At 59.6% G+C, this 16,835-nt stretch carries 13 protein-coding genes and 1 pseudogene; 6 read left to right on the top strand and 8 right to left on the bottom strand.

Annotation, left to right across the window (positions count from 1 at the left end; all coding sequences use genetic code 11):
* Positions 1 to 3 precede the first annotated feature (3 nt).
* Together OKW44_RS16295 and OKW44_RS16290 are read left to right on the top strand one after the other, a co-directional pair.
* Positions 4 to 1,407, top strand: coding sequence for a sensor histidine kinase (locus OKW44_RS16295; RefSeq protein ID WP_018423320.1), 1,404 nt, complete (start codon positions 4 to 6; stop codon positions 1,405 to 1,407).
* 37 nt (positions 1,408 to 1,444) lie between these two features.
* Entirely contained in the window at positions 1,445 to 2,149 is a 705-nt protein-coding gene (locus OKW44_RS16290) for a response regulator transcription factor (protein ID WP_018423321.1), read from the top strand.
* Between the two features lie 336 nt (positions 2,150 to 2,485).
* Here OKW44_RS16290 and OKW44_RS16285 read toward each other — a convergent pair whose 3' ends face one another.
* Positions 2,486 to 2,599 (bottom strand): DUF4148 domain-containing protein, encoded by a 114-nt coding sequence (locus OKW44_RS16285; protein WP_429410615.1) that lies wholly within the window; start codon positions 2,597 to 2,599, stop codon positions 2,486 to 2,488.
* Between the two features lie 496 nt (positions 2,600 to 3,095).
* Here OKW44_RS16285 and OKW44_RS16280 point away from each other — a divergent pair, with 496 nt between their 5' ends.
* Positions 3,096 to 4,277, top strand: coding sequence for a porin (locus OKW44_RS16280; RefSeq protein WP_018423323.1), 1,182 nt, complete (start codon positions 3,096 to 3,098; stop codon positions 4,275 to 4,277).
* A 100-nt stretch (positions 4,278 to 4,377) separates the two neighbouring features.
* On the opposite strand, the gene OKW44_RS16275 is transcribed toward OKW44_RS16280, so the two are convergent.
* The 4 genes from OKW44_RS16275 to OKW44_RS16260 all read right to left on the bottom strand — a co-directional run bounded on the left by OKW44_RS16275 (position 4,378) and on the right by OKW44_RS16260 (position 11,527).
* On the bottom strand, positions 4,378 to 5,820 hold the full coding sequence (locus OKW44_RS16275; RefSeq protein ID WP_018423324.1) for an efflux transporter outer membrane subunit: 1,443 nt from the start codon (positions 5,818 to 5,820) through the stop codon (positions 4,378 to 4,380).
* Positions 5,813 to 7,018, bottom strand: a complete 1,206-nt coding sequence (locus OKW44_RS16270; protein ID WP_018423325.1) for an efflux RND transporter periplasmic adaptor subunit — start codon at positions 7,016 to 7,018, stop codon at positions 5,813 to 5,815. Before OKW44_RS16270 ends, OKW44_RS16275 begins: the two co-directional genes overlap by 8 nt.
* Positions 7,008 to 10,277, bottom strand: coding sequence for an efflux RND transporter permease subunit (locus OKW44_RS16265; protein ID WP_018423326.1), 3,270 nt, complete (start codon positions 10,275 to 10,277; stop codon positions 7,008 to 7,010). The genes OKW44_RS16270 and OKW44_RS16265 overlap by 11 nt, the downstream gene beginning before the upstream one ends.
* 326 nt (positions 10,278 to 10,603) lie before the next feature.
* Positions 10,604 to 11,527, bottom strand: coding sequence for a LysR family transcriptional regulator (locus OKW44_RS16260; protein WP_018423327.1), 924 nt, complete (start codon positions 11,525 to 11,527; stop codon positions 10,604 to 10,606).
* A gap of 389 nt (positions 11,528 to 11,916) precedes the next feature.
* Between OKW44_RS16260 and OKW44_RS16255 the strand changes: the two genes are divergently transcribed.
* A complete protein-coding gene (locus tag OKW44_RS16255) occupies positions 11,917 to 13,077 on the top strand; it encodes a porin (RefSeq protein ID WP_018423328.1) in 1,161 nt (386 codons plus the stop codon).
* Between the two features lie 196 nt (positions 13,078 to 13,273).
* On the opposite strand, the gene OKW44_RS16250 is transcribed toward OKW44_RS16255, so the two are convergent.
* From OKW44_RS16250 to OKW44_RS16240, 3 genes are all read right to left on the bottom strand, one after another.
* A complete protein-coding gene (locus tag OKW44_RS16250; protein ID WP_018423329.1) occupies positions 13,274 to 13,402 on the bottom strand; it encodes a hypothetical protein in 129 nt (42 codons plus the stop codon).
* 306 nt (positions 13,403 to 13,708) lie between these two features.
* Complete coding sequence (locus tag OKW44_RS16245) at positions 13,709 to 14,779, bottom strand: SDR family NAD(P)-dependent oxidoreductase (RefSeq protein ID WP_018423330.1); 1,071 nt, start codon at positions 14,777 to 14,779, stop codon at positions 13,709 to 13,711.
* A 225-nt stretch (positions 14,780 to 15,004) separates the two neighbouring features.
* The gene (locus tag OKW44_RS16240) at positions 15,005 to 15,325 is read right to left on the bottom strand and encodes a DUF4148 domain-containing protein (protein ID WP_018423331.1); all 321 of its coding nucleotides are present in this window, start codon (positions 15,323 to 15,325) and stop codon (positions 15,005 to 15,007) included.
* Between the two features lie 186 nt (positions 15,326 to 15,511).
* Here OKW44_RS16240 and OKW44_RS16235 point away from each other — a divergent pair.
* Both OKW44_RS16235 and OKW44_RS16230 read left to right on the top strand, forming a co-directional pair.
* Positions 15,512 to 15,741: pseudogene (locus OKW44_RS16235) on the top strand (IS110 family transposase); the annotation flags it as partial.
* Positions 15,742 to 16,108: 367 nt separating this feature from the next.
* Positions 16,109 to 16,759 carry a TetR/AcrR family transcriptional regulator gene (locus OKW44_RS16230; protein WP_018423332.1) on the top strand — a complete coding sequence of 217 codons (651 nt, stop codon included), beginning with the start codon at positions 16,109 to 16,111 and terminating at the stop codon, positions 16,757 to 16,759.
* Positions 16,760 to 16,835 lie beyond the last annotated feature (76 nt).

Below are 16,835 nucleotides of genomic sequence, written 5' to 3'. Positions count from 1 at the left end.
ATCTTGAGCGACCAGGCATTCTCCTCGCAGCCGGTGCTGGGCGGCCGCTGGCATTCAACGACCTTGCGCATTGTGACGGTCTACGCGGCGATCTTCTCTGTCTCCGTCATGCTGCTGTTAGTGCTGGTGGAACGTTCGGTCACGTTCGTAATGGACCGCGAAACCGATGCAGTCCTCCACTGGCAATTGATCTATTTCGATACCACTCCCGTCGACAGTCTCGCCGACGCCGTTCGTCAGCGTTCTGAACACGAGCGCATGCACCCCAACTTTTACGGTCTGTTTGCTTCCGACGGACGGCATCTGGCTGGCGATATACTTGTGCGCCCGCCTGGTGTCCCCGTAAATCGCGTGGGTATGACGCTCGGAGACAAACTCGTACTCGGAGGCAACGAAACGGCCCCAATGGTTCGCGTCATGGCCGCCCAGCGCGCGAACGGCGACACGCTGGTGATCGCGAGAGATCTTACCCATGTCTTGCGCATACGGCAGACCATGATCATTGCGCTGATCGGCGGTGGCCTTTTCTGTCTCAGCGCGGGCGTCGTTGCCGGACTAGCACTGAGCGTCAGACAGGCTCGACGCCTGAAAGCAATCCGCCGCGTGACCCAACGTATTGCGCAGCGCGGCGACCTCGGACAACGTCTGCCGACCGGGGGACGCGATGAAATCGATATGCTTGCTCAGTTGGTCAATCACATGCTCGCCGAAGTCGAAAGGCTGATGAACGAGGTGAAAGGAACCTGCGACGGAATCGCTCACGATCTCAGAACGCCTCTTAGCCATATACGCACGTCGTTGATGCACATTGACGAGCGAATAGCCGGACTACCGGACGCCGAGCTGAACAAGCTAGTAAATGACGCACGGCGCGACACTGATGCGCTGCTGGAGCGCTTCCGTGCGATGCTGCGTATCTCCGAAATCGGAAGCTTGCAACGTCGCGGCGGTTTCGAGGAAATGCAACTGGCCTCGCTTATGACGGAAGTCGGCGAACTCTTTGAACCGCTGGCCGAGAGCCGGTCAATCGGCGTCGTCACACAAATTGCGAGCGTCGGTACGACGCATGCGGACCGCGCGTTGATTTTTGAAGCTCTCAGCAATCTGCTTGACAACGCGATCAAGTTCACGCCGGATGGAGGCACCGTTAGGCTCGAACTCATTCGGACCTCGCGTGGCCCGCAGATCGATGTCATCGACAGTGGTCCGGGCATTCCGGCGGATGAACGCAACGCGGTCCTGCAGCGCTTTTATCGCAGCGACCGGACGCGACATCTGCCGGGTTCCGGCCTCGGGCTGAGCATCGTCTCGGCAGTCGTGAACGTGCATGACTACTCCATGCGCATCAGCGATGCGAACCCGGGCACGCGCGTGACGATTCAGTGCTGGACCAAAACATTGACATGACCGATTTTCTCAATCAGCCCCTGGCACTCAACAGTTCATGCGTGTCCTACTAGTTACCGGTACACAACCCGAGGCCGCCTGGCTTCAGAAAGCCCTGATCGAGAGCGCGCACAGCCTTGAGCTCGTCGACTGTTTGAACGATGCGATCTTCCTGGCAGGGCAAGAGCTCTTTGACGCAGTGATTGTCATGTCGACAGACGTTCCGCCGTATGCCTGCCTGCTAGCCGCCCTACCAAAACTCGCGAGCGAAAGCCGCGGTGCACCGATTATCGTGGCGCTCGGTGCGGCTCACGCAAAGGAAAGGACGCAGGTACTGCGAGCCGGTGGCGACGCCTGCTTCTGCCATCCGCTGTCTTTCATTGAATTGCACGAGCGCATGCATGCATTGCGGCGCGTTAGCTCTGATGCGGTCCAACGCGAGGGACAGGTCCCCGTGTGTCCCACATTCGATACTGCCACGCGGGAGCTGGTGCTGGGGGTACAGCGGCTCTATTTAACACGCCGCGAATCCATGCTGCTTGAATGCCTGCTGCGCCAGCCGAATCTGCCTGTGTCACGATCCGATCTGATCCGCTATGCGTGGCCCGATCACGATGACGTCGCTGCTTCGAGCGTCAATCTTGTCATATCGCGTCTGCGTCGCAAGCTCGCGCCGCATCATCCCGATGTACACATCGATACGTTAAAACGCTACGGCTACCAGCTCACGTTGACGAGAGTTCCCGGTCGATCTGACACATAGTGGCTTTCCCGCTTCTTTCCAGCTTCTTTCCCGCTTCTATCCCTCTTCGCATGCCGCTGACTGTACGCTTCCCGAGCAAGGGAAGCGCACTCCCTATGATCCACCAAAGTAGACGTTGCAATAGCTTGGTGGACCGACACATTGATCGGCGGTCTTGGTTGCATCCAACGCGCAGCCGGACAGGAGAGCGCTAGCAACGGTCGCCAGAATCAAGGCCACGCGGAATTTCGTGGATCGGCTTCGGTTCATCTCGGCTCCAGATTACAAGCGTTTGTAGGGGCATGAATCTCAGCCAACGACGTCATCGCGCCGCCGTTGGCCAAGCGCTTTGCTACGTTACGGGTGCGCATAGATCGTCGAGTTCAGGTAAGCAAGTTGCCCATCCTGCTCGGCGTGCACCAGTTCCTGGTAGACCTGAGCGCGGGTCTTCGGGCGCCTCCGGTTGACCATATGGCGGCACCCATTGGCCACTGGCCGCGCCCGCCGATGTGACATTTGACGCGACCTGAGCCGCCTGACTGCTCATCTGCGTGCTACCCGTGGAACCGGCCGGAGCCGACTGTGCAAAGGCCGTTGCGGCCGACAGTGTTCCAGCGAGAACGATCGCCAATGTGATCCGTTTCATTTTCTCATCCTCAAAATTTAGGTTAATTAGCCGGTCGCTGCGCGTTATGCCTCGCGAGAACCGGTTGAGGATCAGCATAACCAGCCACCTTTATCGGATGACTAGCTGAACGGTGAAAATTAGTTTATCGAAGACATAGCGTGCGATCACGAATCGCTGAACCCGTGCGGATCGAAAAATTAAAGGAATTTCATTTAACCGATCGCTTTTTATCATCCGCAGCCAATCGTGTCCGAATACATTGCCGCCAGTCGCTCGCATCGACGCGCGAACTCGCGCCCGAAAGCGCGGCAGACCGTATCTATCCCTAGGAAAAACCACATGAATAAAGCATTGACAACAGCCTGCGCGGCGCTAGCGGCGGCTTTCGCGACAGCCGCGCACGCTCAGAGCAATGTCACTCTCTACGGCACGCTTGACACGGGTATCGACTATGTCAGTAACCAGAAGACAGCCAACGGTCAGGGACATAGCAACTGGATGATGGTGAGCGGCAATCTCAACGGTGACCGCTGGGGGCTGCGTGGCACCGAAGACCTGGGCGGCGGCTTGCACACGGTGTTCGATGTGGAGAACGGATTCAACATTACCAACGGCAAACTGGCTAATGGCGGAGACGTCTTCGGGCGGCAGGCGTGGGTGGGATTGTCGAGCAACACGTGGGGCACAGTGACCATGGGGCGTCAATACGACTTCCTCGTCGACTTTGTCGCGCCCTTGTCGGCAACCGGCTCCGGCTTCGGCGGAAATATCGCCGATCACCCATTCGATAACGACAACCTGGCTAACGACTTCCGCATGAACAATGCGGTCAAGTACCGCAGCCCGGATTATCACGGTTTCAAATTCGGCTGGGCTTACGCATTCAGCAATGCGGCTGGCGGCTTCAGCAACAATAACGCATTCAGCGCCGGCGCCGCATGGTCGCGCGGGCCGGTCGACCTGGCAGTCGGATATTTTCAGGGTAATCATCCAGGCGGCGTCGACGCGCCCACCAACACGGGTGGTGCGATCAGCAGCAGTGACGGCGACGCGATGCTGACGGGCGCGCGTCAACGCATCCTCGGCGCAGCGGGCCGTTACGCATTCGGGCCCGCCACCGTCGGCCTGGTAGTTACGCGCACAATCATGGACGACCCAGCTCAAGTCGCGCAAGGCGGTACGTACGTCGCTCTCGAGGGGGACCTCTTGACGTTCACCAACTACGAACTGAACGCGCGATATGCGCTTACGCCGGCCCTGAGCCTCGGCGGCTCTTATACCTTCACCGATGGGCATTTCAGCAGCGCGAGCGGCGTCGCATCGCCCAAATGGAATCAGGTGATGCTGCAAGCCGACTACGCGCTGTCGCACGGTACAGACGTCTATCTTGAAGGGGTCTATCAGCATGTGTCCGACGCCAGCGGCATACCGGCGCTCGGCAACGCTTCTATCTTCACGCTGGCACCGTCGGCAGGCAATCAGCAGACCGTGGTCGCAATGGGCTTGCGCCACCGCTTCTAGACATCTGTCTTTAACTCGCGTTGTGCATGACGAGCAGGACGCATCGCCGCGAATCGCAGCAAACCGCTGCGAGGCATCCTGTTCTGCGAAACGTGACTGTTCACTTCGTCGTTGTGGACGTGGGCGTGTCGGCGGGTTCGTTGGCCCATCCACCTCCTAACGCGTCTATCAGTGCAGCGGAGGCGATCAACTCGCGAGTTTGCAAATCCAGCACCGAGGTTTGCGTTTCGAGTTCCATTGCCTGCGCAGTGACGACATCCAGATAACTCACGACGCCATCGCGATACCGCGACATCGACAACTCGAGCGTACGCTGCGCAGCCGAAAGCGCGCGTCCTTCTTTCGCGGACTCGTTGCCCAGGTAATGCAACTGCGAAAGCTGATCTTCCACCTGCTGTACCGCCAGCAGCACCGTCGCCTTATACTTTTCACCATTTTCTGCCAGCTTTGCCTGCGCCTGCCGCGTGACGGCCGCTCGCCGGCCGCCGTCGAACAAGGTCACCAGCAGGCTCGGACCGATCGACCACATCTCGTTAGGCGCTGCCAGCCACGGGGATAAAGTTGTGCTTTGATAACCGCCGTCAAGACCTAACGACACATCCGGGAAAAAAGCTGCTTTGGCGACGCCAATCTGCGCGTTCGCCTGGGCGACGTGGCGCTCGGCAGCCGCGATATCGGGCCGACGTTGCAGCAGCGCGAGAGGCACTCCAACTGGGATCGACGGCAAATACGTCGGGGCGACGGCGGGCGCTAGAGAGAATTTTGAAGCCGCTTCTCCCGCAATAGTCGCGATCGCATGCTCGTACAAGGCCCTTCGTGCCGACACATCTTCAACTGACGCCCTTGCCGATTCAAGTTGGGTTTGAGCACGAGACACATCGAGATCGGATGCGATACCTCCACCGTGCCGGCTTTCAGTCAACTGCAATGCATGCTCATATGTGCGAACGGTATCCGCCAGCAATTCCTGCTGTTGATCGAGACCACGCAGATGGAAATACGCCTCAGCAAGCTTTTCCTGCAAACTCAATCGCAATGACTCGATGTCGTACTGGCTCGCCTGCTCGGCCGCCTTGCCCGCGGCAACCTCATTGCGCACCTTTCCCCATAGATCGAGGTCGTAGTTCAGGCCGACATCGACAGTCGCCGAATTGTAGAGCGCTGGTTGAGTAGCTCCCCTCAATGGCCGGTTGTCGGACTGACGCGAGCGCGAGACCTGCGCATAAGCGCCGATGGTGGGAAAGAGGCCAGCGCGAGCCTGGTCCAGATACGCTTGCGCCTGGTCATGCCGAGCAATCGCCGCAGCCAGGTCGGGGTTAGCGCTGGCCACCTTGCTTTCCAGTTCATCGAGGACAGGATCGCGATACACAGTCCACCACTCACCGCGCGGCATACGGTCGGCAGGCTGCGCGAGTTGCCAACCGCGGGCCTCCTTGAACGCGCTCGGCATGGCCGACGGCGGTACCTGATACGGCGGCGCGAACGAACACCCGCTCACGAGCGCTGCGGCAATCAGAACCGCGCATACGCGGCGCCTAACCATGACTGCGCTCCGCTTCGTTATGCTGTGTGAGCGCGGTCGTCGCGGATGTCGAAGCCAGTCGCACTGAATCGCCGTTTGCCAGCGAATCAGGCGGGTTGTCGATCACCCGGTCGGTGGCAGTCAAACCCGATGCAATCACAATCTTGGTACCCAGGTCGGTCGCGACGCTCACCCGCTTCAGCATTGCGTGATTGCCCGGACCGACCACCGCCACTTGCAAACCGCTTTCCCGGAACATCAGCGCGCTAGCAGGAATGGTCATCGCATGCTTGTCCGTGGGCAGTTCAAAATGAACTTCCGTGTATTCGCCTGGAATCAGCACGCCGCTGGAATTGTCGACTGCCAATTGCACCAGCAGCGTCCCTGAAGAGGGCGTGATGGAGTCGTCCGTATCGACAAGCTTTGCGGAGAACTGCATGCCGGGGCGTTCAGGCACGGTCAGACTGGCGACCAGTCCGGGCCGGATCACGGCGGCTTCGTTCTGTGGCACGCTGACATACACGCGCAGTTGCCGTGCGTCGGAGACGGTGAACAACTCCGGTCCGTTGCCGCCGCCCGCGCTGATCAACGCGCCGACATCGGTCTTGCGCGCAGTCACGACGCCATCGAAAGGCGCGGTGATCCGTTTGAACGATTCAAGCGCTTGCAGCCGTGCAACATTCGCCTGGTTCGCGGCCACCATCGCCTGCTTTGCCGCAAGGTCACTCGTTTTTTCGTCTGTCTCCTGCTGCGATACGGAGTCCTGCTGCAGCATCTGGGTCCACCGGCGCGACGTGGATGCCGCGAGCGTTTCGTTCGCCTGTGAGGTGCGCAGATCGGCACGTGCCTGAGCGAGTTGCTGATCGAGATCGGGCGTATCGATTTCGCCCAGCAACTGCCCGGCCTTCACGTGAGCGCCAATGTCTGCATACCACGCATGCAGATAACCCGACACGCGCGCATAGATCGGTGCCTTCACATAGGCCGACAATTGGCCCGGTAAGACTAGCACCTGCGCGGAACTGTCATGCAACGGCGGGTTGGCGACGACCGTTGGAATCGCCTGCGCGGCCGACCATTTGGCCATCTGCTCCTTTGCATGGACGCGCGTTGCGATGCCGGTCGCTGCAACCGCTGCGGCAGCCAGCAGAGCGACAACTCCTGCGAGTTTGAGAGACCGCAGCCGCCGCGGCGCTGCGATGTCGATGTCAGTTGACATGGATGACTCCAGGTTCGGAAGATGAATGGTCGTATGACTCGCGTTGTGGTTCGCTCGGCCCAGCGTCGGGTGGGGCGGCGTCGCGCCGGTGCACCAGACTGAAAACGACAGGAACGAACAGCAAGGTGGCACAGGTTGCGCAGATCAGGCCACCAATAACGGCTCGCCCGAGCGGTGCGTTCTGCTCACCGCCGTCGCCGAGACCCAGCGCCATCGGAGCCATGCCGATGATCATCGAGAGTGCCGTCATCAACACAGGGCGAAACCGCGAGAAGCCCGCTTCGAAGGCCGCTCGCAATGCGTCGTGAGTCACCGCGAGCCGTTCGCGTGCGAAGCTGACGACCAGCACGCTGTTCGCGGTTGCCACACCCATGCAGAGGATGGCGCCAGTGAGAGCAGGCACCGACAGCGGCGTGTGCGTCGCAAACAGCATCCACACGATGCCAGCCAGCGCCGCAGGCAACGCCGAGACGATCACAAAGGCGTCGCCCCACGAATGGAAGTTGACGACGATGAGCAGATAGATGAGCGCGATTGCACCGACGAGGCCGAGTAACAGCCCGGTAAATGCGCTATTCATAGTCTGTACCTGACCACGCAGCGTGACCGTTGAGCCCTTGGGCACATCTTTCGCTGTGGCACGCACGATGCCGTCGATGTCGCTCGCGACCGCACCGAGATCGCGACCCTGCGGAGTGGCGTAAATATCAAACAGCGGCTCGATGTTGTAATGCGATACCACCGCGCTGCCGACGCCGCGCGCGATGCTCGCGACACCGCCGAGCAATTGCGAGCGGCCACTGGCGTCTGTTACTGGGAGATTCTCGAGACTGGACAGCGATGCCATCCAGTATTCGGGGGTTTGCGCGACGATCGGGTATGAAACCCCGTTCGTTGGATTGAGCCAGTACGTGGGCGCCACCTGGCTCGTACCGGCGAGCGTTGCTACGACGGAGTTCGTCACATCCTCCTCGCTAATGCCCAGTCGTCCCGCGTGAGAGCGATTCACCGCGATGGTGAGCTGCGGATAAGTGACCGCCTGCTGGATACGGCTATCGGCAATACCGGAGATCATCCGCACACGTCGCAACAGTTCGTTCGCGTATCGATGATTCCCGGCCTGGTCCGGCCCGGCGACTTGCAGATCGATCGGTGCCGGTGCGCCGAAATTCAGAATCTGGCTAACGATGTCCGCCGGCAGGAAAGAGAAGGTCGTACCTGGAAACGCTGCGGGCAGCACTTCGCGTAGCCTTTTCACATATCCCGCCGTCGGCTCATGATTCTCACGCAGCGCGATCATGATGTCGCCATCCTGTGAGCCGATGGTGCCGCTGTTGTTGTATGTCAGGTTGATACCGCTGACCGGCAGGCCAATATTGTCCACCACGCTGCCGAGTTGACCCGGCGGAATAACCTGGCGAATGGTGTTTTCAACGTGATCGAAAATACTTGCCGTATTTTCGATGCGTGTCCCAACCGGCGCGCGCACATGCAAGGCGATCTCGCCCGCGTCGATGTCGGGAAAGAAGTTCCGTCCGAGCCACGGTGAAAGCAGGAAAGACACGCATACGACGGCCAGTACGCCGACCACAAAGCGCTTCGGGTGCGTCAGCACAAGGCCGAGAAGCACGCGGTAAACGTTTCGCACGCGCACAAAGCATTGCTCGAAGCCGCGCTGGAAACGTACAAACGGATTGCGCGACGTTGGACTTGTGGACATGCTGCCGTGAGATTCGATTGTCGCCGCGAGTTCACCGCTTGAATGCCCGCCCGACGCATGAGGGGCGAGGAGGTACTGTGCCATCATCGGCACAAACGTACGCGACAGAATGAACGAAGCGATCATCGCAAACATCACGGCTTCCGCCATCGGCACGAAAAGGAACCGCGCAATGCCGTCGAGCAACAGCATCGGAACGAACACGATGCAGATGCACAGCAATGAAACCAGTGCTGGCGTGACGATCTGCTGCGCGCCGTCCATGATCGCCCGCTGCACATCTTTCCCCTGTTCCAGGTGCCAATTGATGTTCTCAATGGTGACCGTGGCGTCGTCGACAAGTATTCCTACTGCCAGCGCGAGCCCGCCTAGCGTCATCACGTTCAGCGTCTCGCCCATCGCGGAAAGCGCCGCCACTGCCGCAAGCAAGGCTAGCGGAATCGACGCCGCGATGATAAGCGTCGAGCGCCAACTGCCGAGGAAGAGCAGGATCATGGCGGACGTGAGGGCCGCGGCAATGACGCCTTCACGCACCACGCCGCTCACGGCACCCTTGACGAACTTTGACTGGTCGCCCATCGTGACCAGCTTCAATTGCGGGGGAAGCGAAGCTTCGACGAGCGGCAGTTTCGCCTTGACGCCAGAAATGATGTCGAGTGTCGAAGCGGACCCGTTCTTCAGGATACTCATCAGCACCGCGCGGCGGCCGTCAACGCGGACAATATTGGTTTGCGGCGGATATCCGTCGCGTACATGCGCAACATCGCGAATGTAGATTGTCGCGTCACCGTCTACTTTCACGGGCAGCGCATTCAACTCCTCGAGGTCCACCGGACTATTGTTCAGCTTGACGTTGTACTGGAATGCACCAACCTTTTGCGTGCCGACAGGAATGATCTGGTTTTGCCGGGCAAGCGCCGCGGCGACGTCTTCTGCCGACAGCTTTCTCGCCTGCAACGCTTTGGGATCGAGGTCAATCTGCACCTCGCGCGTCTTTCCGCCGTATGGCGTCGGAATCGCGACGCCCGGCACACTCAGCAATTGCGGGCGAATCGCGTTTGTTGCGTAGTCGGCGAGTTGCTGCTCGTCGAGTGTGTCGCTTGTCAACGCTAACTGCAATACCGGAACAGTCGATGCGTTGTAGTTGAGAATCTGCGGCGGAGTCGTGCCGGGCGGCATCTGCTTGAGCACGGTCTGCGAGATCGATGTGACCTGGGCCGTCGCGGTCCGGATGTCGACCGTTGGCTGGAAAAATATCTTGACGATGCCGTAGCCCGTGAACGACTGCGATTCAATATGCGCAACATCGTTCACTGTCGTACCGAGCGTGCGCTCGTAGTAAGTAACGATTCGACCCGCCATGTCGTCAGGCTGAAGTCCCGTATAGCTCCATACGACGCTAATCACCGGAATGCGTATGTCGGGGAAAATGTCCGTCGGTGTGCGCAATGCCGATAAAGGGCCCAGAATTAGAATGAGCATCGCGAGCACGACGAACGTATAGGGCCGCGTCAACGCCAGCCTGACCAGTTTCAACATTGGAACAGCTCCATTCAGGAAAGCGCATGGTCATCGCGCGCAGGCATCGGTATGCGCCTGATGCATGGCACGCATGTTTATATGGGGATTTTCGACGTAGGGCGCTAACAGTGTTCTACCTCGAACATTAAGGAACTTTTAGTTAGCGAGACTCATACGGACGAAAGCTCGACGCAGCACCGCAGAGATCGGGGACGCTTGTGCGCATTGCTGCCCGCTGCGGGCTTTGGAGTTAGATAACTTTCACCCAGGCGGCTGGACGCGCAGCTCTCACATGCAGTGCGGAGCTTGCCGCAAGGCCTCATTGAAAGACGGTGGCTTGAAGGTCAAGCGACCGCCTTGAGCGATGACGTGCGATCCATTGCGCGGTAGTGGTCCACCGCGAAGTCTACGAAGCTTCGCACCCTCCTAGACAACAACCCCGGCGACGAATACAACGCGCAAAGATTTCTCGCGCCGCTGCCGACATTGAACTGTTCGAATAGCTCGACCAACGCGCCGCGTTGCAATTCCGGTTCAACGATCGAACGGGGTAACAAAGCGATTCCCAGGTGGTGCGTGCATGCGGACTTCAGCATCGCATAGCTGGACGACGCAATCCCGGCAGATGCGGTGACGCGTGAAACCTGGCCACGATCCACGAACTCCCAGCAGCGAGCCCCACTTCCCGACCGGTACAGCAACGTGTGTCGGGTCAGATCCGCGGGGGCAATTGGCGTGGCGTGCCTGGACAGGTACCGAGGCGATGCGACGACAACCTGTGGGATACGCAGAAGTGGCCGGCAAACGAGCGCTGAGCTGAATAGCCCAGGATCGTCCGAGAAGCAGACGTCGAAGCCACCTTCGACCATGTCGATATGGACATCGAAAGTCGTTACCTCGAAAGACACGCCGGGATGCAACTCGCGATAGGCGGCAACCAGGCGTACGAGTCCGGCGTCAGCGAAGGTTGCCACGCTTGCAATCCGAAGCGCTCCGCGCAACTCCCGGGTCGACTGTACGAGGGACGTTTCCATTTCGTCCAACTGCTCGATAATCACGCGACAGCCTTCGAGATAATCGCGACCTGCCTCCGTTAGCGACAGCGTGCGCGTCGTCCGGTTGATCAAGCGTGTGTGCAGATGAGCTTCCAGCAAGCCAATGCTGCGCGTGACCGATGCCGCTGACACGCCAAGCTGCTTGGCCGCCAGATTGAAACTGCCGAGGCCGACCACACGGGTGAAGACGCGCATAGCCTGAAGCTGATTCATGACGCAATGTCCATGGTTGAACGATGGATGCATCATTGCTCGCTTCCCCTAAAGTCCCCGCTCCACGTTGATGAAGTCTTTTTTAGTTTTGCTTCGCGCCGACACCAACGCTAAAAAAAGTAAGTCAAGCGGGGGGTAGCCAAATACAACGGCTTGCGCCCCCTCAACCCGTCTGTCTGCCGGCACTTTCCACGCCGAGAACGACTCACGCGCTTTGTTCAACTTTCCTGAATGCTCGATTTCATTTCCTTGTGAACGGTGGCAATTCTCGCTGCCTAGACTTGCTTCGCCTTTCGAGTCGAGCGACCGAAATTGCGTAGGCAGTCTCGAGTCGATCGTCTGCGGCTCCTGGCAACATCATGCGGACAATCCTTAAATAGCGAGTCAAAATGAAAAAGACGAACTTGACGTGGGCAGCTTTCGCCTCCTTGACGCTGGTCACCGGCGTCGCGCACGCACAATCGAGCGTGACGCTCTATGGGCTTCTCGATGAGGGCCTCAACTTCACGAGCAACGCAAACGGACACGCCACGTATCAAATGAAAAGCGGTGACACGTACGGGAGCCGCTGGGGCTTGCGAGGCGAGGAAGATCTCGGTGGCGGTCTGAAAACGATATTCAAGCTGGAAAGCGGCTTCGATACAAACAGTGGACAGGCAGGCCAGGGCGGGCGTCTGTTCGGCCGTCAGGCGTACGTAGGGTTGTCGTCCGATCAGTACGGGACCGTCACGTTCGGCCGTCAGTACGATACGAGCGTCGACGAGCTTGGCTTCGGCGGCCTTACTGCGGCCGGAAATTATGCTGGCGATGTGAACGCGCATCCGTTCGACAACGACAACGCGGACTGGGATTTCCGCGTCAACAACGTTGTCAAGTATGTGAGCCCGACATACCGCGGCCTGACTGGCGAAGCGATGTACGGTTTTAGCAACCAGGCGGGCGGGTTCGCGAATAACCGCACCTGGGGCGCGACGTTGAACTACCAGAACGGTGGCTTAACGGCGGCGGCTTCCTATCTCAAGCTCGACAACCCCGGTGCAAACGCCAGCGGCGCCGTTTCCGGCGACACGCTGTTTGCCGCCTCATCGCAGCAGGACATCGGCGTGGCCGCGACTTACCGCTTTGCGCATTCGCTGGCCGGACTCGCCTATTCGCACGTCGACGTGTACGACCCGACTTACAACTTGTATTTCACGTCCAACAGCGGGCCCTCCGGCGGGACATGGAATTCCTGGAAATTCGACAACTTCGAAGCAAACGAGCAGTACTTCTTCCGACCGGACCTGTGGCTTGGAGCGGCTTACACGTTTACGGTCGCGCACCTTCACTCCACCAGCGGTTCCTTTACTCCCAAGTGGCATCAATTGGGTCTCACGCTTGACTACGATCTGAGCAAGAGCACGTCGGTCTATGCACAAGGTGCCTACCAACACGTCGTCAGCGCGCACACGGGCACTGACTTCGACTTTGCTCACATCCCTGCCGCGGCCGGCATGTCTAGCAGCCAGAACCAGATGGTCTATCGCGTCGCCATGATCCATCGCTTCTGACGTGGCGTGCTATCGCACGCAATACGAACGATGACGTTTGAGCCCAGCGCTCCACAGAGTGCTGGGCGAGATAGCGTTCAGTCATTCCCTGCCGCGAAATGGGATTAGCCGCCTGGTGGTGGCCGCAAACGACGCGGCGGTGCGGCGGGTGTCGCACCAATACTGATCCAACCGCGAGCGAGCCCATGAAGCTGCATCACGGCATGCCGCGCTTCGCGTACTGGATCGCGTCTTCGAGCAGCCGTTCGACTGGCAGCCTGCCGCCGAGCGTTTCAGCCGACCAGTGATGCGCGCGCTGCCAACCCGACACCGTGCGTGGGCCCACACCCTGTCTCTTCTTATCTTTCCTGTGCCGGATATAGGCGAGCGGCATCTGTGCCGGCTGGGCCGTTGTTAATGGCTCAGCGAAGCCGCAGACCGCCGCCAACGCGGCAACCACTATGAATCACGGGGTTTCATTGCTTAAGAATGCGTCGGTCGCGAACGCGTGACTCCAAACCTACGCTTATCCATAACAGGTCATGCGTCAGAGTGGTCTCCACCCGGCACAAAAATCGATCGGCGCGAAAATCCCTTGAGGAATTGGGGGCATCGACGCCTGATTGAGAGGCGGAGCGAGTCACAATTCACGCTATAGGCTTTTCGCGCTGTCACCGCCCGTAACTTCGATTTCGGAGCCGGTGACCATCGCGGCGGCATCCGAGGCAAGATATACCGCCGCAGGCGAGATGTCTTCCGGCTGCACCCACCCGACTCCAAGCGGCATCGTTGCCGCGCGGCGGTCCCACGCCTCCTGCGGCGTCAGGAAACCGTCCGGTTTGTGGTAGCCGGTCTCACCGACGCTTTCGGCCAGTCGCTTTTCGTACAGCGTCAAAGCGGTGGCGACGAGCCCCGGTACCACGGCGTTGACTGTAATGTTGTAGCGACCGAGTTCGAGGGCCGCCGACTTCATCAGCCCAAAGATGCCCCACTTGGACGCCGCATAACTTGCTGCGTCTTTCGTACCGTGCCGTCCCTGCATCGAAGAAACCACGATGATGCGGCCATAGTTGCACTTCACCATCATGGGTGCGAATGCTCGGATAGTATTCGCGGTCCCGTTCAGGTTATTGTCGATGACGTCCGTCCACTCTGTGTCCTGGAGGTCCAGAAGTGGCTTCCAGTACTGAATGGCGGCGTTGGCTACCACGATATCGATCTTTCCGTAACGCTGTTCGATGCGACTAGCGGCGGCGCGCAACGCGCCGAGGTCGCGGACGTCTGCGCGAATACCCTCCGCACGGCGCCCATACGCCTGGATCATCCTGACTGTCTCAGCAAGCTCTTGCGGCGTGGCGGGTGCCGCATCGGAGGCGATACTGACCGGTCCCGAGATGTCGAGCGCAATGACGTCCGCTCCATTTGCCGCGAACTCGACCGCAATGGCGCGCCCGATTCCGCGGGCCGCCCCGGTGACGACCGCAACGCGTCCCTCCAACCTGGAATCTCGGCCAGCGACGATCGGCCCGGCCGTCTTATCCGCCGGCGGCACTGGCACGGGCAGCCCGTCCATCGTCGGAGCGCCGCCGGGCGACTTCTGAGCCTGCGCGACGCCTGACAGCAACATGCCGGCTGCGGCTACGCCGCCGCCAACAATCAACTTTCGTCGCGAGCGATCGGGATCATCGTGGTCGCTGTCAGATTTTCTTTCTTTCGTTATCAATTCAATGCTCCTTTCGGATAGGGTTCGAGCAGCGCGCCTCGCCTATGACGGCGCGTGACAGAAGGTCATGCCGTGGGCGACGAAGCTGCGATGTGCAGACCCTGAAATCGGAATTTTTAGAGGCCGGGCGTAGCGCGAATCAAATTCGGAAGACTAACGCTCGCAATCCTTACTCAGAAAGCAGCTCGCCAGGCAGTTGGCGCGGGCGTGGGCCGAGCCAACAGGTCAGGAGCTTGCCGGGGCGTCCTGGTTCCCCTTTGCGGACGCCTGCGGTGCCGGGGCGCAATCGGCAACGAACTTTGCATGCAGGCGCTCCTCCGCCTGCGTGAGTTGGTTCGGATACTGCGGATCATTTCTGGCCGGTTGGTATCCAACCGATTCGAGTTCCGACAATTCCCGCATGATGTCGCCATGTGTTATCCCCGCTTTGGCCGCTACAAAGGGATACGAGTGACATTCCTCTGCCGAGAATTTCTCCGCTGCGCTCGCGGATACGCTAATTATCATCAAGGCGATGATTGAGGTTAGTTTGAATCGGCTGTTCATATCGAGCTCCAGGTTATCGCGACTTTAAGAAATCACAAACCGCCGTCGTCATCGACTATGCGAGCCCGATGCCCGACGACACGAATGCGTGCCATCACGATATCTGGTCGGTCAGCGCGTTTACGCATCCCAAACGTGAAGGTTAGTTAATCAAAACTGGCTGCGATCCGAGGGGGTTACCCGGCTCGTCTGACTGGCGTGCTCTCCCAATTCGGCTCGGTGCTACCGCAGAGCCCCGGGCGTCTGCGAAGAGAAATCCCGGCGCATCTCGATGCGTTACCCGGCTCGGCCAGACCATGCATCGGTGACCTGCTCGACATGCCGGCAACATCGAATCCCGGCTCGCCGGATACGACCGCGCAATCAGCGAAATAGCACGGGCCGATGAGCGCAGAAAGAGACTTACGCGACTGCGTGTGGATCAGCATGGCACGGTGTTCGATGTGCTGGTGCAAAGCCGGCGCGACAGGCACGCAGCTAGTGTTCCGTTCCGCTGATTCGCGCAGAAAGTCTCTGTAGCTTTTCGAGAATAGAGTCAGCGGAACGGGTTACTAGACGCGCACGCGCATTGCCCCCCCGCCGCTGCAGCTGAACGTCACATGTGGGGCCAATGACAGAGACGCAAGCGGAGCGGCTCGCTCCTGCGCTATCGATGGGCGGCCGTTGTACTTCGCATGAATGTTTTTGCTGGTCTTTGATGTGCGCATGTGTTTCTATACCAATCAGTACAGCAACGGTTATGCTAGACTATAAAGTACAGGAATCGCAAGGAGGAGTTATTACGTGCAGAAAAGTTCGCCAGAGAGCCGCGTCGGTCGCCCGAAAGATGCCGCCAAGCACACGTCCATTGTGGAAGCGGCAACGAGGCTGTTCTCCGGGCAGCGCTACGACACCGTAACCATGGAGGCCGTCGCCGCAGAGGCGGGGGTGTCAAAGATGACGGTCTACAGCCATTTCTCGGACAAGGAAGCGTTATTCGAGGCAGTCGTGCGTGGCGTTTCGGACCGGATGCTCCAGGTACTGCCGCCCGTGAGTTCCGAAAATTTACCCTTACGGGAACGGCTGTCTGCGATCGGCGCCGCATTCCTGAAGACCATCGTCAATGTCCATGTTGCTGGCATGGCGCACGCGCTGCCGACCGGCCGCCAAGACCTGCCGCTAAGGACACGCTTTTACGATGCAGGGCCGGGGCGGACTGTGGCGGTACTGGCCGGTATCATCAGCGAGGCCGCGGCGCGCAATGAACTGATCGTCGACTCGCCGGAGCTGGCGGCCCACGACCTGGTGAGCCTGTGGGCAGGTGATCTGCAAGCGCGCATCCTATTCGGAGTTGTGAAGCGGGCAACCGATAGGGAAATCAAGGAGCGGACACGCCGCGGCACGGACGTATTTTTACGAGCTTTTGGGAAACCGGGAAAGCGCGAGCCGTCATGATGTCTCGCTCGACATGTCCCTAGTGCGCGCTCGGCGACGGATTCGCGGCGCTGGCGGTATGGCTTGCGCCGAAACT

The organism is Paraburkholderia lebeckiae (genome assembly GCF_050436325.1).
GTDB lineage: Bacteria > Pseudomonadota > Gammaproteobacteria > Burkholderiales > Burkholderiaceae > Paraburkholderia > Paraburkholderia tuberum.
Note: the sequence above shows the minus strand (reverse complement) of the source record. Positions and strands in the feature narration are given on the sequence as shown.